Genomic DNA, 17234 nt, shown 5'->3' on the forward strand with positions numbered 1-17234 from the left:
CTTGGGCTGATCCCAGGTTGCCTTGAGCTTCTTTATTTGGTCAGTTTCGCCCGCCGGCGGACGACAGTATCGAGGGCCTTGCGGATCTTGCCCGACGTCGTCCGGTCCCAGCCCGTGCCAATTTTGCCCATGTAGACCAGCTCTTCCCCCTCTTTCTTGCCAAGGCCGTGAGTGATCATTGCTTTCGAACAGCCGGGATCAATGCGCCTGGACTTCAACCCGAATCGCCTCGAAGCCGCCGTCGCAGAAATCCTCGTTGCCAGCTAGGACTCGATAAAGCTTGGCGAGCCAGTAGTTCGGACCTGACACTTCCTCGAAATCCTCCGCTCCCTCGATCAGCTTCTCCGCGACGCGCTCCGCATCTTCACTTGGCCCATAAGCGCGACGAAGCGCGGGATACTGTCCCCCCAGATGCTCGAGGCCCATCCGTCTGTAACGATCAGCGAGGTCTAGCTCGTTGAAGTGCGACCGCAGATGCTGGAAGGTCTGAAGCGCCATCCCTGCCGGCCGCGTCAGCCGGTATGACAGGACTAACGCATCCGCTTTCATGCGCGCGCGCACCGCCAGAAAAGCCGTGTCCGGGATCAAGTCGTAGCAGGGGTGCAGGAACATCCGCACGTTCGTTCCCTTGTCCAGGATGCGGTCCCGTTTGCGTGTGTTGCAGACCGCGCAGCTCGGCACAAGATTTTTCGGGAATACCGAGAATTCCGGGTACTGCTCCTTCGGCAGATAATGGTCCAGCGTCGAAGACTCGCCGATTCCGCAGAACGGACATCGCGCCACGCTGATCCTCTTCAAGAGATCGCCGCGGAGCGCCGTCATCGGCTGGGTTTCCACGGTGAACGCGTGCCGCATCGCCTCCTTCTGCGGATCGGTTAGCGGGGCATCATCCAGCTCGCCGACCTCTGGAGCGGCATCCTCATAGCCGTGATAGGCGGCGAGGACCTCCGCGCGCGCCGCCCGCATTCGGCCACGCCGCGGTTGGTGCTTGGCCGTACGCGAGGGATCTTATCCGACGGGCGTGGGGTGAGACCCTTCAGGAAGATGAAGAGGAGCGTGTTGTCGGCAAGGTTCGTTATTCTGATATCACCCGCCGTGTGACGGTGTTCCGGGCTGCTGATGAAGATGAGCCATTCTGATGGGGCGTTCCAAGCCCGTCGACCTGGCCACTCGTAGCTTCGAGAACCAGGCGACGCCACGGAGTTCTTTAAGACCATGTTGAACCGTTACCGACCCGGAGGGTCAGCGACGGGGGACGCTCTCGATGTCGCCGCGCTTCTCGAACGTCACACCGAATATGTCGCGAAGGCGGGCTGCGGCGTCAGCCACTTTCAGGTCATGATGACCGAGCACGGAACCCGATGTTTCGATCATCCGAACCGATGGCAGCGGCACAGATTTCTCCTATCTTCATTGCATAGGGCAGCGCGCGCCCAGCCGAAAGCAAAGAGGTAAGCCAAGCCTTCCGGCGAGTAGTGAGGTTCGACCTTTATAGTGCGCGGGATGCATTTTTCTCGGCGCACGCTGGCGCCGATGGGCATGTGACCAGCGAGCGGCTGACGCGCGATGCCGGCCACATGGACCATCGCCCCCCGATGACCTTTGAGGTCATCGTCACGACATTTCTTGCTGGCCGGGGGATGGCATTGACCAATGTGCCGATCACCATGGCCCAGGACGGCGGTAGCGCGGCTCGATTTTGTGAAGAATACCGTCAACCTGGCACAGGCGAGCCTAAACCGTCTACGGCCGGGACGCATTAGCCTAGGTCCGAAATGATGAGAAACGACGAGGGTTGCCTTCCTGACCGAAGACGACGATTCAGGCCACTCTACCCCACGCTTACTTTGAGAAAAACGTCCGACCTCCAGATTCGTCGCCAAAACGATCGGGCGTCTAAACGGCCTCCTTGCTCTGCACAACCCCAGCCAAATCGAGGACGGGAACTTTACAAAGCTCCCTGTACAGCGCCTCCACCGGAAACTCCCCGTACGAATCCGCGACCGACTTCGATCCATGGCCCGTGATCGCATTGAGAATATCTTGGGCCAGCCCATGCCTGCGTCCAAGCGTCTTGATCCGGTGCCGCCAAGAATGGCTTGGAGACAATCTCGGATCTTTCAATCCAAGCTGACGTACGAACCTGCCGATCATCTTGGTCCCATTACCACCGCGCTTACCGAACTTGTCTGGAGAAAGCTCGGCGAACAGAGGACCGGACTTGACCTGGGCGACGAAGTTGAGAAAACCATTTTCGATCAGCGCAGGGTGAACGGGGACTACTCGCTCCGATCCAGAAGTCTTGAGCGAACCTGCTTCCGGCACGAACTTCATGCACCAGATGTCTTCAACCTTCAGAACGTCCTCCCGGCGCAGCTGACAGATCTCGGAAAGTCGCGCCCCAGTGTATGCGCCGATCCAGGGGACCCACCTTTTGACCTCTTCTCTCTCCGCGAGCGCTGCCCGGAGGATGGTCTTCGCCTCCTCATCGGTAAAGCTTCGCTTGCGCTCTCCTTGCTTGGCTCTAACTTCAAGAGAAACGCCTTCGGCAGTGTTCGAGCTGAGGAGCTTGTTCTGAACACCCCATTGCAGGATCGCCCGCACCGGCGACAACTTCGAACCCTGGATGGTCTTTGCCCGCAATCCCGCGGCGACCAATGCTCGCTTCCAATCGACAAGGTTCTCCGCGGTCAGGCGATGGGCATCGGTATGTCCAAGATATTTCTCTAATTCCCGGATGACGCGCGACCATTCGTAAACAGTCTTGGCGACCGGCCGCCGCTCGGCCTTCCAACCATCCAGAAGATCCTGGAATGTGACGGCTCGCTGTGGCGACCGAGCGACTGCGGCGCCCTGCGATACAGACAAATTCGGGAAGGGAAACTCTGGAACGGTTTCGCCTTTTGCCAAGTTGGCCAGCACCAGGCTTGCGCGCTGTATGGCAGCCCCAATGGCGCGAGCCATGGTTCGTCGATTCTGCCAATCCACAGAAAACCCATGAGCGCTCAGGTAGCCGTCCGCGGCTTCCAAACAGGCCTGCTCCATTCGAGCAATCTTGTACAATTCCGGCTCGGGAGAGAAGAAATCGACCGACTGCGCACGAGCCGCGTCTTTTTCTTCCCTGGTCGGCGGAGCCCCAAACAGCCGATCTCCAATTTCGACGTCCCAGTTGGTCTGCTGACTAGGATTGTCCCGGTACTGCTCCAACCAGCGATCATACGAGACGAAAGCGAGTTGGTGCGCTTCACGCTCGGTCAGAGGCTTCGGCCCGGCTCGTAAATTGGCCCACCGAACTTCGAGCTCGGCCAGCGCCTTGGCATGCCGCACTTTGGCTTCGGCGGGATCGCGGGTCTGAAGGCTTACCTTCTCCTCGCGCTTGCCGACGAGCTTGCGCAGGTCGTCCGGGACGACTTTTCGGAGTTGATAAATTCCGGTTTTCGGATGCTTCCAGGGACGCGACATGGCTAACGGCATTTGTACCACCCGAATGTACCATTTGGGAGGCGTCAAGCCATTGAAATTGCTGTAAAGCCTTGGAGATCAGGCTCTTAGAAGAGCGATGGTGCCCAGGAAAGGACTCGAACCTTCACGGCCGTTAAGCCACTGGCACCTGAAGCCAGCGCGTCTACCAATTCCACCACCTGGGCATGCCGGTTAGGCACGGAGGCGGTTACTACGGTTCGGTGACGCGGTTGTCAATTCATGCTTGAACCCCGCTTCGGGATGCGGATTGCGCATCGCAAACCGGCCCGATACAAGCCTGACGAGACGCACTCTTCCCGCAGGATATGGACCCCAGGAATGGATCCCATGGCATCGAATCTGGACACGCTCGTCACGGTTTTCGGCGGATCGGGGTTTTTGGGCCGGAATGTCGTCCGCGCGCTGTGCCGGCGCGACTACCGGGTCCGGGTCGCGGTGCGGCGGCCGGAGCTGGCCGGGTACCTCCAGCCCTCCGGCAAGGTCGGGCAGGTCCACACCGTGCAGGCGAATGTCCGTTATCCGGCCTCGATTGAGGCGGCACTGCGTGATTCGCAGATCGTGATCAATCTGGTCGGCATCCTCGCCGAGGGTGGCGCGCAGAGTTTTGACGCCGTCCAGGCCAAGGGCGCCGAGACCATCGCCAAGGCGGCCGCGGCCGCGGGGGCACAGCTGATCCATGTCTCGGCGATCGGCGCCGACGCGGAATCGCCCTCGCGCTATGCCAGGGCCAAGGCGGCCGGAGAAGCCGCGGTCCTGGCCGCGGTGCCGTCGGCGACGATCTTCCGCCCCTCCGTGATGTTCGGCCCCGAGGACCAATTCACCAACCGCTTCGCGGCGCTGGCGCGGATGTCGCCGGTGCTGCCGCTGATCGGCGGCGACACGAAGATGCAGCCGGTCTATGTCGGCGACGTCGCCACCGCGGTCGCGGATGCCGTCGACGGCAAGGCCAAGGCGGGCGCGACCTACGAGCTCGGCGGCCCGGAAGTCCTGACCATGCGCGAGATCATCGAGGCCATTCTCGCGATTGCCGATCGCAAGCCGATGCTGATGCCGCTGCCGTTTGGCCTCGCCCGCTTCAAGGCCAACTTCCTGCAATTCGCGCCGGGCGCGCTGAAGCTGACGCCGGACCAGGTCACGCTGCTCGCGCGCGACAATGTCGTGTCGGACGCGGCGAAGGCCGCTGGGCTAACGCTGGAAGGCCTCGGCATCGCGCCCGACTCGCTTGAAGCGATCGCCCCGCAATATCTCTGGCGTTTCCGCGCCGCCGGGCAATTCCAGCGCAAGAGCGCGTAACCATCCCCGCAGTCAATTGTTTGAAGTTCGGGGTTACCGCCCCAGTGCCAGCGCGATCAGGCCGAGGGTGCCGACGATCACGCGCCACCAGGCGAACACCACGAAGCCGTGGCGGGTGACGTATTCCAGGAACGTCTTCACCACGATGATGGCGGTGACGAACGACACCACGAAGCCGATCGCGACGATGCCCATGTGGTCCATCGTCATCTCGGAGCGGTTCTTGTAGAAATCGTAGGCGAACGCGCCGATCATGGTGGGAATGGCGAGGAAGAACGAGAACTCCGCCGCCGCGCGCTTATCGGCCCCGAGCAGCATGGCGGAGACAATGGTTGCACCGGAGCGCGACACGCCCGGGATCATCGCCAGACACTGCGCGATACCGATGTAAAGATACATCAGCAGCGGAAACCGGGTGGCGTCATGCTCGCGCGCCTTGAGATCGAGCTTGTCGACCCAGAGCAGGATGGCGCCGCCGACGATCAGCGAGAAGCACACCACCCAGGGATTGAACAGCAGACTCTTGATGTATTTGCCGCCGACGAGACCGACGATGACGGCGGGAAGGAACGCCACCAGCACGCCGATCACGAAGCGGCGTGCATAGACGTCACCCGTGAACATCCCGATCGCGACGTCCCACAATTTCTTGAAGTACAACACGACGATCGCGAGGATCGCGCCGAGCTGGATCAGGACCGTAAACGAATCCCAGAACGCGCCTTCGCCGAGATGGAAAAAGCGCTCAGCAAGCAGCAAATGGCCGGTCGAGGACACGGGAAGGAACTCGGTCACACCCTCGATGATGCCGAGGATCACTGCCCGTATTGCATCTGACATATTTACGGTCCATTTCGGCTGGAAAAGCGGGGCTCTTCTCGCCCATCCGCTCCCTTGCTGCAATCGCAAAATGCGGCGTCGCGCCCTTGCTTCGCGGTTTTGAATGACTAGTGTGGCGCCGCACAAAACATTGATGGATTCTTAAGCACCATCACATAGTCAAAGGCTTCATGTTTACGCTGTTTCATCATCCGTTCTGTCCGCATTCGCGGTTCATCCGCCTGATCGCGGGAGAATACGGGCTTGAGCTGAAGCTGATCGAAGAGCGCAGCTGGGAGCGGCGCGAAGCATTTCTGCTGCTCAATGCGGCGGGCACGACGCCCGTCCTGGTGGACGACGAGCAGCCGCCGATCCCGGGCGCGGCGATCGTCGCCGAATATGTCGACGAGGCCTATGGCTCTGAGATGGGACTTAAGCGCCTGATGCCGGACACGATCGGCGAGCGCGTCGAGGTCCGCCGGCTGATGGCCTGGTTCAACGAAAAGTTTTTCGAGGAAGTCTCCCACCCGCTCGTCACCGAGCGCATCTACAAGCGCTTCATGAGCGAGGACAACGGCGGGGGCCCGCCCTCGGCCGACGTGATGCGCGCCGCCAAGGCAAACGTGCGCTATCATCTGGCCTATATCGGCTGGCTGGCGCAGACGCGTAATTTCCTCGCCGGCGACCGGCTCACCTACGCGGATCTCGCCGCCGCGGCGCACCTCTCGGCGATCGACTATCTGGGCGACGTGCCATGGAGCGAGGACGACGCGGCAAAGGCCTGGTACGCACGGGTGAAATCCCGCCCGTCGTTCCGTCCGCTGTTGAGCGAATGGCTGGCGGGCGTGCCGGCGTCGCGGACCTACGTGGACCTGGACTTCTGAACTCCGATCCGACCGAACTGAAGACGGCGCTGGCAAACGAAGCACGTGCGCTCGGCTTCGACTGCATCGGCATTACGGAGCCCGGCACGATCGAAAGCGCCGGAAAACACTTTCTCGAATTCATCGCATCCGGCGGCCATGGCGACATGGACTGGCTCGCCGCGCAGCCGGAGCGCCGGGTCGATCCCCGCGGGCTGTGGCAGGACGTGCGCAGCGTCATCATGCTCGGCGTCAATTACGGCCCCGACCAGGATCCGCTCGCGATCCTGCAACAGCGCACGCGCGCGGCGATCTCGGTCTATGCGCAGGGCGACGACTATCACGACCTCATCAAGAAGCGCCTGAAGGCACTGGCGCGATGGCTGGTCGCGACCGCAACTTGTGAGGTGAAGCCTTGTGAAGTGAAAGTATTCGTCGACACTGCGGCCGTGATGGAGAAACCGCTGGCGCAAGCCGCGCATCTGGGCTGGCAGGGCAAGCATACCAATCTGGTCTCGCGCGAATTCGGCTCATGGCTGTTTCTCGGCGCGATCTACACCACGCTGGAACTGCCGCGCGACGACGCCGAGATCGATCATTGCGGCTCGTGCCGGGCGTGCCTCGACATCTGCCCGACCGCGGCCTTTCCCGCGCCCTACAGGCTCGATGCGCGGCGCTGCATCTCGTATCTCACCATCGAGAACAAGGGCCCGATCCCGCGCGAATTTCGTAAAAGCATCGGCAACCGCATCTATGGTTGCGACGATTGCCTCGCCGCCTGTCCCTGGAACAAGTTCGCGCAGGAGGGCCGTGAGGCCAAGCTCGCCGCACGTGACGCTTTGCGCGCGCCAGGTCTTGCCGAGCTCGCACGGCTCGACGACGCTGCGTTTCGCGCGCTGTTCACCAAATCGCCGGTGAAACGCATCGGCCGCGACCGCTTTTTGCGCAACGTGCTGATCGCGATCGGCAACTCCGGTGATGCGGCACTGGCGGACGAGGCGCGGCGATTGCTGGAGGATGAGAGCGCGCTGGTACGCGGGGCTGCGGTATGGGCGCTGGGGCAGTTGGTGCCGCGGGATGAGTTCGAAACGATGAGAGCAACCGCCATAGCGCGCGAGCGTGATGACGGCGTGCGCGAGGAGTGGGAGCTCGCTTCCTAATCCTCGGTGTCATGCCCCGGCTTGACCGGGGCATCCAGTACGCCGCGGCCTATCGATTCAATCACGAGCGCCGCGGAGTACTGGATCGCCCGGTCAAGCCGGACGATGACACCGTTGTTGTGGTAAGAGCGCTTCGCGCCTCCTCACCACGAGGATTGAGCATCTTGATTTCCCCGCACGTTCCTCCAAGCTCGCGCGTCATGACAAACATGCCTTTCTTCACCCGCGACGGCGACACATTCCACCCGACGGAAGTCGCCAATGGGCCGTGGGATCCGACATCGCTGCACGGACGCGTCATCGTCGGCCTGCTCGGCTTCGCCATCGAGGAGCGCCATTCCGGTCCTGAATTCGTGCCGGCGCGGCTGACCGTCGATATGTTTCGGCTGCCCACCATCGACAAGCCGATCGAGGTGACGACACGGCTGGTGCGCGACGGGATGCGCATCCGCGTCGTGGAAGCAGAGTTCTTTTCCGGCGGCATCGGCATGGCGCGCGCCTCGTGCCAGCTGTTACGGCGAACGCAGAATCCCGACGGCAATGTCTGGTCGCCGCCGAACTGGGACGTGCCGAAGCCGGCCGACATTCCCAAGCCGACCGATCCCAGGCTCGGCATGAACGGCAAATGGACCACGCGACCGATCGTCGGTCACATGGGCTCGCTCGGGCCACGAAAGCTCTGGATGAGCGAGGTGCGCGAGCTGGTCGCGGGCGTGCCGATGACGCCGTTCGTCCATGTCGCCATCGGCGCGGACTTCGCCAGTCCGTTCGCGAACGCCGGCGACAAGGGGCTCGGCTACATCAACAGCGACGTCACGATCTATCTGCACCGCCTGCCGGTGACGAACTGGATCGGCTTCGAGGTGGTGAACCACCAGGCCACCGACGGTGTGGCGATCGGCGAATGCTGGCTCTATGACGAGCAGGGCCCGATCGGCACCGCCACTGTCGCGGCGCTGGCGCAGCGCAAGCCGATGGTAAATCCGTCGAAGCGGTAGGTGCGCAAGAACGACGGCTAACCCAAATGTCGCTTCATCTCCGGCCGCGCCTTGAGCTCCGCGCCCTGTCTGGCGACGATCTTCGCAATCCGTTCCGGCGCAAACTTCAAATCGACAAACGCCGGCGCGGTGTTGGCGACCTCGTGATAGCTGACGATCCTTCCGTCCCGGAGCGTCATGATCGCCACGCCCTCGAACATCGCCCGCGCGCCATCAGCCTCCGGCAAGATCGAGCGATAGCTGAACGTGTAGCGCGCATAGAGCGTGGTGCCGTTCGACACCGGGTCGTGCATGTCCCAGCGAAAGTCGGTCGCCGTGCGATAGAACCAGTCGTCGATCATCGCGGCGATCTTCTCGCGGCCGGCGAAGGCGCCATAGAACACGTCGTGATAGACGCCGTCCTCGGTGAAGAGATCCGCAAAGGCTTTTCCGTTGCGTTGTTCGACGGCGTCGCAGAAGGCGCGCAGCATGGCGGTGGTGGTCATCGGCGATTCTCCCCTCCCATTCTCAGTCATGCCCCGACCGGGGCATCCAGTACGCCGCGGCTTCTCGGCTTGAGCACGAGCGCCTCTGGAATACTGCATCGCCCGATCAAGTCGGGCGATGACACCGAGTGCTAGGTGACGATTTCACCCGATCTCGGCCACGGCGGCAAGAATGCGGGCGATGTCCTGCGGGCGCGAGAGGCGGTGATCGCCGTCCTGGATCATGGTCAGCACGACGTCGTCGGCCGGCAGGCGATGGGTCAGGGCGAACGCGTGCTGCCAGGGCACGTCAGGATCCTGCGCACCTTGCAGGATGCGGACGGGACAGCCGAGATCGATGGCGCTGCCGAGCAGGAGGTGGTTGCGTCCCTCCTCGATTAGATTCCGCGTGATCGGATAGGGCAAGCCGTCGCCATAGTTCGACGGTCTCAGCCAGACGCCTTTGGTCTCGATTTCTTTCTTCACCGCGGCCGGAAAATTCTTCCACATCAGCTCCTCGGTGAAATCGGGCGCCGGCGCGATCAGCACCAGGCCCGCCAGCGAGGCTTTGGCTTGCAGTTTCTTTTGCCGCTTTTTGATCTCGCGCGCGAGCAGCAGCGCCATCCAGCCGCCCATGGACGAGCCGATCAGGATTTGCGGGCCGTCGCAGAACCGCTCGAATACCGCGACGCTTTCCTCGAGCCAGCGCCCGATGGTTCCGTCGACGAAATCGCCACCGGATTCGCCGTGGCCGGAATAATCGAACCGGACCACGGCGCGGCCGTGATCCCGGGCCCATTCGTCCAGCGCCACGGCCTTGCTGCCCTGCATGTCCGACTTGAAACCGCCGAGCCAGACCAGCCCAGGTCCTTGACTTGATTCTTGGGCCGCGCGGCGGCGCACCGCGATCCGGCGTGTGGACGGGCCTTCGCCCACATCGATGAAGTCGAGCACGGCATCGGGAATTGGGTGATTCATGGAACGTTTACTCTGGCTGTGCGGTTTGAGCTGTCCGGACGTGCTCCGCAGCGCAGCCGGACGTCGGCATTGGCCCTTTGGGACGCTTGCGGAACAGAAGCAAGGTGTCTATGTCCCTCTGCGTGCCCCGCCGTGGCCAAAATGCCTCGCATTTGAGGCTTTTTCGACCGCCGCACGAGCGATTGCTTGCCGGCAACCGTATCTTCCTGCAAAATAGCCGCCTCTTTTCATAACTTTGGAGAACCACCCATTCGCCGTCCAAATAAAGCCCCGCCCACTGCCGCCAAAGACGGGCCGCGCATCAATGACGATATTCGCAATGCGCAGATCCAGCTGATCGATCAGACCGGTGACAACAAGGGCACCATCGAGACCGTCGCGGCTATCCGCTTGGCCCAGGAAGCCGGCATGGATTTGGTCGAGATCTCGCCGAACGTCAGCCCTCCCGTCTGCAAGATCATGGACTACGGGAAGTATAAGTATTCCGCGCAGAAAAAAGCCGCCGAAGCCCGCAAGCGGCAGAAGATCGTCGAGATCAAGGAGATCAAGCTCCGCCCGATGATCGACGACCACGATTACGAAGTGAAGATGCGCGCCATGCAGCGGTTCTTCGAAGAAGGCGACAAGGTCAAGATCACCCTGCGCTATCGTGGCCGCGAAATGGCGCACCAGGAGATCGGCACCAAGCTGCTCGACAAGATCAAGACCGACGTCGCCGAGCTCGCCAAGGTGGAGCAGGACGCGCGGTTCGAGGGCCGTCAGGTCGTCATGGTGCTGGCGCCGCGCTGACGCTGGTTCTTTAGGCTGAAGAATTCAACGGCCCGTCCGGATCTCCGGCGGGCCGTTTTGTTTTTTTGCCTCTCCCGCTTGCGCAAGAGAGAGCGCACCGTCCTCTGGAGGCGATAATTACGTCCTCGTCGCATGCCAGGTGCCGCTGCACTGATCGCCGGAGATGATACCCCTCCACGAACCGGCGCCGTTCACGCCAGCGAGGCGGCCGCCGCCGCTGGCATGGGAGGCCCCGACCGAGACCTGGACCGCGACGGTACCGCTGCGATTGACCCTGCCGGAGACCCGACCGCCGCCGGCGGACGACACTCGGCTGCCGGTGACGGTGAAGGGGACGCTGTAGCCCGAGCTGCAATTGCCGCGGGTGGTGGCGAAGGTGACGTTCCAGACGCCGTCATAGCCGCGGATGCGCGCATTGGCACTCGACGGAAACGCGGCCATGGCGAGCACGGCCAACAGCGCCAGGCAGCGCGGACGAGCGACATCAGTCAAGGACGACAGCGTTTGGGAAAAAGGGGGCATTCTGGTCCTGCTCCGGGTCACACGGCTCGGACATGAGGTTAGCAATTCCGGATAGTCGCCGGCTAGGTTCCACCGGTTCATCGTTGCCAATTCGCCCGTCCTCTGTCATAAGCCCAGCCTTCATTGCCCGGCTGATTAAGGGCTGCCGTGGCGGTGTCCGTGCGGGTTTCGCGCTTGTTCGTAAAACCTGAGCACAATCAACGCTCTAACGAGCATTTTGACGGCCAGCCGCCTTTGCGGGCGGATTTCTATGGCCATTAGGAGAGCCAAATGCCCAAGCTGAAGACCAAATCGGGCGCTAAAAAGCGCTTCAAGGTGACTGCCACCGGCAAAGTGATGTTCGCTCATCGCAGCAAGCGTCACGGCATGATCAAGCGGACGAAGAAGCAGATCCGGCAGCTGCGCGGCACCGCCGTGCTGTTCAAGACCGACGGCGACAACGTCAAGAAGTACTTCTTGCCGAACGCCTGATCGCGTCCACGATCATTGCCACCCGCGCCGCAGCTTTCGCGGCGATCCGAACATCAAGTCATCTTTCGAAGGATTTTTGTCATGGCTCGCGTCAAACGCGGTGTGACCGCCCACGCCAAGCACAAGAAAGTCTACAAGGCCGCCAAGGGTTTCCGCGGCCGCCGCAAGAACACGATCCGCACCGCCAAGCCGGCGGTCGAGAAGGCTCTCGTCTATGCCTTCCGTGATCGCAAGCGCAAGAAGCGGACGTTCCGCGCGCTCTGGATCCAGCGCATCAACGCCGCCGTGCGTCCGTTCGGCCTGACCTACAGCCGCTTTATCGATGGCATGGCCAAGTCCGGGATCACCGTGGACCGCAAGGTGCTGTCGGATCTCGCGATCAACGAGCCCGCGTCGTTCCAGGCGATCGCCGAGAAGGCCAAGGCCGCTCTGGCGGCCTGAGCTAGCGGCCGGCTCCGCCGGCCTTCAGCGCGCGTTGCGAGTAGCGCCGGGCGACCTCCGCCCGGCAGAATGCCGTGAACGACAGATACATGGTGCCGGATTTATTCCGGTACTTCCGGTCACACACGCGCATCTCGCGTTGGTAAGCCTGTTTCCGCGCCATGTTGAGGCCGGGCATGAAGTCCGCCTCGCATTTCTTCTCGACGGCGGCGCCGAGCTGGACATCGCCGCTCGCGGTCAATTGGCAATCCTGAAACACCTTGATCGCGCTTTCGCAGCCCTTCTGAGCAGCGATGGTGTCGACGACCTCGTCCAGCGTCATGGATTTCTCCATGCACACCATGGCGCGCGCCGGGTTGCCGGCGACCAAGAGAACGGCGGCGACAGCAGCCAGACCGGATCTTGAGAGCATCGCGAAAGCCTCCTCGTATCCCCCTTGGTGCCAGGCCCCCGCGCGAGGTTCAACCCAGCCGCTCGTCAGCCCGAAATGACCGGCTTTTCGCTTGACGTTACAGCCTTCGGGCGGCGACAACCCAGCCGAATTTGGCAGCAGGGATTTGACCGTGTCCGACCTCGCAATGCTCGAAACATCCATCCTCGACCACATCGCCGCAGCCGGCGATGAGGCCGCCCTCGAAGCGGTGCGCGTCGCAGCCCTCGGCAAGAAGGGTTCGATCTCGGCGCTTCTTGCCACGCTCGGAAAAATGTCCCCGGACGAGCGCAAGACGCAAGGCGCCGCGATCAACCAGGCCAAGGACAAGGTCACTGAGGCGCTCGCGGCGCGGCGCGACGTCTTGAAATCGGCGGCGCTCGACGCGCGGCTTGCGTCGGAAACCATCGACGTCACCCTGCCGCTGCGCGATGCGCCCGCCGAGGCCGGCCGCATCCATCCGCTGAGCCAGGTCTGGGACGAGCTGACCACGATCTTCGCCGACATGGGATTCTCGGTTGCCGAAGGCCCCGATATCGAAACCGACGACTACAACTTCACCAAGCTGAATTTTCCGGAAGGCCATCCCGCGCGCGAGATGCACGACACCTTCTTCTTCCACCCGAAGGAGGACGGCTCCCGCATGCTGTTGCGCACCCACACCTCGCCGGTGCAGGTGCGCACCATGCTGAGCCAGAAGCCGCCGATCCGCGTGATCTGCCCGGGCCGCACCTATCGCATCGATTCGGACGCGACCCACACGCCGCAATTCCACCAGGTCGAAGGCCTCGTCATCGACAAGCACTCCCATCTCGGCCATCTCAAATGGATCCTGCACGAGTTCTGCAAGGCGTTCTTCGAGGTGGACCACATCAACATGCGCTTTCGGCCCTCGTTCTTCCCGTTCACGGAGCCGTCGCTGGAAGTCGACATCCAGTGCCGCCGCGACAAGGGCGAGATCCGCTTCGGCGAGGGCGAGGACTGGCTCGAGATTCTCGGCTGCGGCATGGTGCATCCGAACGTGCTGCGCGCCTGCGGCATCGATCCCGACGAGTACCAGGGCTTTGCCTGGGGCATGGGCATCGACCGCATCGCCATGCTGAAATACGGCATCGCCGATTTGCGCCAGCTGTTCGACAGCGACGTCCGCTGGCTGTCCCATTACGGCTTCAAGCCGCTCGAAGTACCGACCCTCGCGGGAGGGCTGAGCTCGTGAAATTCACTCTCTCCTGGCTGAAGGAACATCTCGACACCGACGAGCCCTTGGACAAGCTCGCCGAGAAGCTCACCATGATCGGGCTCGAGGTCGAGAACATCGAGGACAAGGCGAAGGCGCTGAAGCCTTTCACCATCGCGAAGGTGATATCCGCCGAGCAGCATCCGAATGCGGATCGGCTGCGCGTCTGCATGGTCGACACCGGTGATGGCGGCGCACCCGTGCAGGTGGTGTGCGGCGCGCCGAATGCGCGTGCGGGTCTCGTCAGCGTGTTCTCCCCGCCCGGCACCTACATTCCCGGCAAGGACATCACGCTCGGTGTCGGCACCATCCGCGGCGTCGAGAGCCGCGGCATGCTGTGCTCGGCGGCTGAGTTGCAGATTTCCAACGACCATGACGGCATCATGGAATTGCCCGCGGATGCGCCGATCGGCGCTGCCTACGCCGCATGGGCCGGCCTCGGCGATCCCGTAGTCGAGATCAACCTGACGCCGAACCGGCAGGACTGCACCGGCGTGCACGGCATCGCGCGCGACCTTGCCGCCGCCGACATGGGCAAGTTCAAGGACCCCACAATCAAGCCGATCAAGGGCGAATTCCCCTGCCCGGTGAAGGTCACGGTCGAGGACGCGGCGCTGTGCCCAGGCTTCGCGCTGCGGCTCGTGCGTGGCGTGAAGAACGGGCCGTCGCCGGAATGGCTGCAGAAGCGACTGACCGCGATCGGGCTGCGCCCGATCAACGCGCTGGTCGACATCACCAACTTCATGACCTACGACCGCGCACGGCCATTGCACGTGTTCGACGCGAAGAAAGTGAAGGGCAATCTCGTGGTGCGCCGCGCCCGCGACGGCGAGACGCTGCTCGCGCTTGACGGCCGCAGCTACAATCTCGATCCCGCGATTTGCGTCATCGCGGACGAGCACGGCGTCGAATCGCTTGCCGGCATCATGGGCGGCGAGGCCTCGGGCTGCGACGAGACTACCACCGACGTGCTGATCGAATCGGCGCTGTGGAACGAGATCAACATCGCCCAGACCGGCCGCAAGCTCGGCATCAATTCGGACGCGCGCTACCGCTTCGAGCGCGGTGTCGATCCGGCTTTCATGGTGCCGGGGCTGGAGCTCGCGACAAAACTCGTGCTGGAGATGTGCGGCGGCACGCCGTCCGAGAACGTCGTGGTCGGCAAGAGCTTCGGCGACGACCGCGTGATCGATTTTCCGGTGACCGAGGTCAAGCGCCTCTCGGGCATCGAGGTGCCGATGCCGGAGATGAAGCGCATCCTGACTCATCTCGGCTTCATGATGGCGGGCCCGGGGCCCGTCGTGAAGGTCGCGGTGCCGTCATGGCGGACCGACGTGCACGGCAAGGCCGACATCGTCGAGGAAGTCGTCCGCATCTACGGCGTCGACAAGGTGCCGATGACGCCGTTCGAGCGCGGCGAGGACGCACGCAAATCCGTGCTGACCCCGCTCCAGCTCCGCACCCGCCGCGCCAGGCGCGCGCTGGCGAGCCGCGGCATCATCGAAGCGGTGACCTGGTCCTTCATCACCAAGTCAGCCGCAGAGCTGTTCGGCGGCGGCCAGCGCGAACTCGAGGTCGCCAACCCGATCGCGTCGGATTTGTCCGACATGCGCCCGACCCTGTTGGCCGGCCTGATCGCGGCGGCGCAGGCCAATGCCGATCGCGGCTTGAGCGATGTCGCGCTATTCGAGGTAGGGCAGGTGTTCAAGGGCGATCGCCCGCAGGATCAGTTCATGGCGGCAAGCGGCCTCCGCCGCGGCTTTGCGTCGTCGCAAGGTCTGGGACGACACTGGTCGGGTTCGGCGCAGGCTGACGTGTTCGATGCCAAGGCCGATGCGCTCGCGGTACTCGCCGCCGCCGGCGCACCAATGCAGGCCCTTCAGATCGTCGCGGGCGGCCCGTCCTGGCTGCATCCCGGGCGCTCCGGTACGATCCAGATCGGGCCGCAAAACGTGCTCGGCTATTTCGGCGAGATGAATCCGCGCGCGCTCGAGGCGCTCGGTGCCGGCGGCCCGCTGATGGTGTTCGAGGTGATCCTCGACCGCATCCCCGAGGCGAAGAAAAAGCCGACCCGTGCCAAGCCCGTGATCGAGCTGTCGGCATTCCAGCCTGTGTCGCGTGACTTCGCCTTTATCGTCGACCGCACCGTGAAGGGCGGCGACATCGTGCGCGCGGCTCAGAGCGGCGACAAGAAGCTGATCACCGCTGTGAACGTGTTCGACGTCTACGAAGGTAAGGGCATCGACGACGGCAAGAAGTCGATCGCGATCGCGGTGACGATTCAGCCGCGCGAAAAGACCCTGACCGACCAGGAGATCGAGGCCGTCGCCGCGAAAATCGTGGCGGAGGTGACGAAGAAGACCGGCGGCACTTTGAGAGCATGATCATGCTCGAGAATCATAGAGCATGAATCTCACTGACTTTCTTCCAAAGGACGTCAGCCTCACCATTGCGATGGCGCTCTGCGCCGTCGCTTTCGTTTCGGGCACCGCGCGCGGCTTCTCCGGCTTCGGCTCGGCGCTGATCTTCATGCCGTTGGCGAGCAGCATCGCGGCGCCGCGTCTGGTTGCCGCGCTGCTCCTCGTGATCGATTTCGTCGCGGCCGCGCCGCTGCTGCCTGACGCCTGGCGCAAGGCCGACCGCAAGGCCACCGCCGTGATCGTGCTGGGCGCGCTGGTCGGCGTGCCCGTCGGCACCTATTTCCTCAGCGTGCTCGAACCCGTTACGACGCGGTGGATCATCTCCTGCTTCGTCGCCGCGCTGTTGCTCTTGCTGCTGTCGGGCTGGCGCTATCGCGGCAAGGACCACGCGTGGCTCTCGGTCGGCATCGGCAGCCTCTCCGGCTTCTGTAGCGGCCTCGCCCAGACCGGCGGCCCGCCGATCGTCGGCTACTGGCTCGGCCGCCCGGTCGCATCGATCGTCGCGCGCGCCAACATCTTGCTGTTCTTCGGCGCGTCGGATTTCTTCTCGATGATCAGTTACGCGACCACAGGCCTGATCTCACGCGAATCGCTTGTGCTATCGCTCATCGTCGGGCCGGTCTATGCGATCGGCGTCGCCTTCGGTGCGTCGCTGTTCGGCCGTGCCAGCGAGAAAGTGTTTCGCGCCATCTGCTACGCGCTGATCGCGCTCGCGGTGATCGCGGGACTGCCGCTGCTGGACGGGGTGTTACGGTAAGTCTCTCCGCGTGTCGTCCTGGCGAAAGCCAGGAGGTGGATTCACACTCGAAGTGCAACAGTTGAGAGGAGAAGGCCTCTGCCGGGGTTCTGAAGTCAAGGCATTTGCG

At 63.0% G+C, this 17234-nt stretch carries 18 protein-coding genes and 1 tRNA gene; 10 read left to right on the plus strand and 9 right to left on the minus strand.

Going from position 1 to position 17234, the window contains the following annotated elements; all coding sequences use genetic code 11:
- Positions 1–32: 32 nt before the first annotated feature.
- The 4 genes from IVB36_RS22950 to IVB36_RS22965 form a co-directional block, all read right to left on the minus strand.
- Complete coding sequence (locus IVB36_RS22950) at positions 33–218, minus strand: hypothetical protein (protein WP_247393069.1); 186 nt, start codon at positions 216–218, stop codon at positions 33–35.
- A complete protein-coding gene (locus IVB36_RS22955; protein WP_247393071.1) occupies positions 199–822 on the minus strand; it encodes a hypothetical protein in 624 nt (207 codons plus the stop codon). The genes IVB36_RS22950 and IVB36_RS22955 overlap by 20 nt, the downstream gene beginning before the upstream one ends.
- A 1074-nt stretch (positions 823–1896) precedes the next feature.
- The gene (locus IVB36_RS22960) at positions 1897–3474 is read right to left on the minus strand and encodes a site-specific integrase (protein WP_247393073.1); all 1578 of its coding nucleotides are present in this window, start codon (positions 3472–3474) and stop codon (positions 1897–1899) included.
- Positions 3475–3560: 86 nt separating this feature from the next.
- Positions 3561–3647, minus strand: a tRNA-Leu gene (locus IVB36_RS22965).
- Positions 3648–3810: 163 nt separating this feature from the next.
- Between IVB36_RS22965 and IVB36_RS22970 the strand changes: the two genes are divergently transcribed.
- Positions 3811–4776, plus strand: a complete 966-nt coding sequence (locus tag IVB36_RS22970) for a complex I NDUFA9 subunit family protein (RefSeq protein ID WP_018455737.1) — start codon at positions 3811–3813, stop codon at positions 4774–4776.
- 33 nt (positions 4777–4809) lie between these two features.
- Here the strand turns inward: IVB36_RS22970 and IVB36_RS22975 are convergent, their stop codons facing one another.
- Positions 4810–5616, minus strand: coding sequence for an undecaprenyl-diphosphate phosphatase (locus IVB36_RS22975; RefSeq protein WP_026233013.1), 807 nt, complete (start codon positions 5614–5616; stop codon positions 4810–4812).
- Between the two features lie 170 nt (positions 5617–5786).
- On the opposite strand from IVB36_RS22975, the gene IVB36_RS22980 reads away from it, so the two are divergent.
- From IVB36_RS22980 to IVB36_RS22990, 3 genes are all read left to right on the plus strand, one after another.
- On the plus strand, positions 5787–6479 hold the full coding sequence (locus IVB36_RS22980) for a glutathione S-transferase family protein (protein WP_018455735.1): 693 nt from the start codon (positions 5787–5789) through the stop codon (positions 6477–6479).
- Complete coding sequence (queG, locus tag IVB36_RS22985) at positions 6428–7618, plus strand: tRNA epoxyqueuosine(34) reductase QueG (RefSeq protein ID WP_018455734.1); 1191 nt, start codon at positions 6428–6430, stop codon at positions 7616–7618. Before IVB36_RS22980 ends, queG begins: the two co-directional genes overlap by 52 nt.
- Before the next feature lie 200 nt (positions 7619–7818).
- Positions 7819–8616, plus strand: coding sequence for an acyl-CoA thioesterase domain-containing protein (locus IVB36_RS22990; protein WP_018455733.1), 798 nt, complete (start codon positions 7819–7821; stop codon positions 8614–8616).
- A gap of 17 nt (positions 8617–8633) precedes the next feature.
- Here the strand turns inward: IVB36_RS22990 and IVB36_RS22995 are convergent, their stop codons facing one another.
- Together IVB36_RS22995 and IVB36_RS23000 are read right to left on the minus strand one after the other, a co-directional pair.
- Complete coding sequence (locus IVB36_RS22995; RefSeq protein ID WP_018455732.1) at positions 8634–9101, minus strand: nuclear transport factor 2 family protein; 468 nt, start codon at positions 9099–9101, stop codon at positions 8634–8636.
- Positions 9102–9245: 144 nt separating this feature from the next.
- Positions 9246–10058, minus strand: coding sequence for an alpha/beta hydrolase (locus IVB36_RS23000; RefSeq protein WP_018455731.1), 813 nt, complete (start codon positions 10056–10058; stop codon positions 9246–9248).
- 249 nt (positions 10059–10307) lie between these two features.
- Between IVB36_RS23000 and infC the strand changes: the two genes are divergently transcribed.
- The gene (gene infC, locus IVB36_RS23005) at positions 10308–10847 is read left to right on the plus strand and encodes a translation initiation factor IF-3 (RefSeq protein ID WP_085349942.1); all 540 of its coding nucleotides are present in this window, start codon (positions 10308–10310) and stop codon (positions 10845–10847) included.
- Positions 10848–10964: 117 nt separating this feature from the next.
- On the opposite strand, the gene IVB36_RS23010 is transcribed toward infC, so the two are convergent.
- A complete protein-coding gene (locus IVB36_RS23010) occupies positions 10965–11369 on the minus strand; it encodes a hypothetical protein (protein ID WP_026233012.1) in 405 nt (134 codons plus the stop codon).
- Between the two features lie 270 nt (positions 11370–11639).
- On the opposite strand from IVB36_RS23010, the gene rpmI reads away from it, so the two are divergent.
- The gene (rpmI, locus tag IVB36_RS23015) at positions 11640–11840 is read left to right on the plus strand and encodes a 50S ribosomal protein L35 (protein WP_007598540.1); all 201 of its coding nucleotides are present in this window, start codon (positions 11640–11642) and stop codon (positions 11838–11840) included.
- 81 nt (positions 11841–11921) lie between these two features.
- On the plus strand, positions 11922–12281 hold the full coding sequence (gene rplT, locus IVB36_RS23020; protein ID WP_007598538.1) for a 50S ribosomal protein L20: 360 nt from the start codon (positions 11922–11924) through the stop codon (positions 12279–12281).
- A gap of 1 nt (position 12282) precedes the next feature.
- Here the strand turns inward: rplT and IVB36_RS23025 are convergent, their stop codons facing one another.
- Entirely contained in the window at positions 12283–12693 is a 411-nt protein-coding gene (locus tag IVB36_RS23025) for a hypothetical protein (protein WP_026233011.1), read from the minus strand.
- Positions 12694–12844: 151 nt separating this feature from the next.
- Here IVB36_RS23025 and pheS point away from each other — a divergent pair, with 151 nt between their 5' ends.
- From pheS to IVB36_RS23040, 3 genes are read left to right on the plus strand one after another with little or no spacing between them, the layout of a single operon-like run.
- Positions 12845–13927: a phenylalanine--tRNA ligase subunit alpha gene (gene pheS / locus IVB36_RS23030; RefSeq protein WP_026233010.1), complete on the plus strand. Its 1083-nt coding sequence runs from the start codon at positions 12845–12847 to the stop codon at positions 13925–13927.
- A complete protein-coding gene (pheT, locus tag IVB36_RS23035; protein ID WP_247393074.1) occupies positions 13924–16332 on the plus strand; it encodes a phenylalanine--tRNA ligase subunit beta in 2409 nt (802 codons plus the stop codon). Before pheS ends, pheT begins: the two co-directional genes overlap by 4 nt.
- Positions 16333–16354: 22 nt before the next feature.
- The gene (locus IVB36_RS23040) at positions 16355–17125 is read left to right on the plus strand and encodes a sulfite exporter TauE/SafE family protein (protein WP_018455726.1); all 771 of its coding nucleotides are present in this window, start codon (positions 16355–16357) and stop codon (positions 17123–17125) included.
- The last annotated feature ends 109 nt before the right edge of the window (positions 17126–17234 follow it).

This window comes from Bradyrhizobium sp. 35 (assembly GCF_023073215.1).
GTDB lineage: Bacteria > Pseudomonadota > Alphaproteobacteria > Rhizobiales > Xanthobacteraceae > Bradyrhizobium > Bradyrhizobium canariense_D.

What these genes read in the sequence shown, in the direction of transcription:
- IVB36_RS23000 (WP_018455731.1), bottom strand. Translation starts at nt 10,058, where the DNA reads ATGAATCACCCAATTCCCGATGCCGTGCTCGACTTCATCGATGTGGGC.
- rplT (WP_007598538.1), top strand. Translation starts at nt 11,922, where the DNA reads ATGGCTCGCGTCAAACGCGGTGTGACCGCCCACGCCAAGCACAAGAAA.
- queG (WP_018455734.1), top strand. Translation starts at nt 6,428, where the DNA reads ATGGCTGGCGGGCGTGCCGGCGTCGCGGACCTACGTGGACCTGGACTT.
- IVB36_RS22955 (WP_247393071.1), bottom strand. Translation starts at nt 822, where the DNA reads ATGACGGCGCTCCGCGGCGATCTCTTGAAGAGGATCAGCGTGGCGCGA.
- IVB36_RS22975 (WP_026233013.1), bottom strand. Translation starts at nt 5,616, where the DNA reads ATGTCAGATGCAATACGGGCAGTGATCCTCGGCATCATCGAGGGTGTG.
- IVB36_RS23040 (WP_018455726.1), top strand. Translation starts at nt 16,355, where the DNA reads ATGAATCTCACTGACTTTCTTCCAAAGGACGTCAGCCTCACCATTGCG.
- IVB36_RS22990 (WP_018455733.1), top strand. Translation starts at nt 7,819, where the DNA reads ATGACAAACATGCCTTTCTTCACCCGCGACGGCGACACATTCCACCCG.
- IVB36_RS23025 (WP_026233011.1), bottom strand. Translation starts at nt 12,693, where the DNA reads ATGCTCTCAAGATCCGGTCTGGCTGCTGTCGCCGCCGTTCTCTTGGTC.
- rpmI (WP_007598540.1), top strand. Translation starts at nt 11,640, where the DNA reads ATGCCCAAGCTGAAGACCAAATCGGGCGCTAAAAAGCGCTTCAAGGTG.
- IVB36_RS22970 (WP_018455737.1), top strand. Translation starts at nt 3,811, where the DNA reads ATGGCATCGAATCTGGACACGCTCGTCACGGTTTTCGGCGGATCGGGG.
- IVB36_RS22980 (WP_018455735.1), top strand. Translation starts at nt 5,787, where the DNA reads ATGTTTACGCTGTTTCATCATCCGTTCTGTCCGCATTCGCGGTTCATC.
- IVB36_RS22960 (WP_247393073.1), bottom strand. Translation starts at nt 3,474, where the DNA reads ATGCCGTTAGCCATGTCGCGTCCCTGGAAGCATCCGAAAACCGGAATT.
- IVB36_RS23010 (WP_026233012.1), bottom strand. Translation starts at nt 11,369, where the DNA reads ATGCCCCCTTTTTCCCAAACGCTGTCGTCCTTGACTGATGTCGCTCGT.
- IVB36_RS22995 (WP_018455732.1), bottom strand. Translation starts at nt 9,101, where the DNA reads ATGACCACCACCGCCATGCTGCGCGCCTTCTGCGACGCCGTCGAACAA.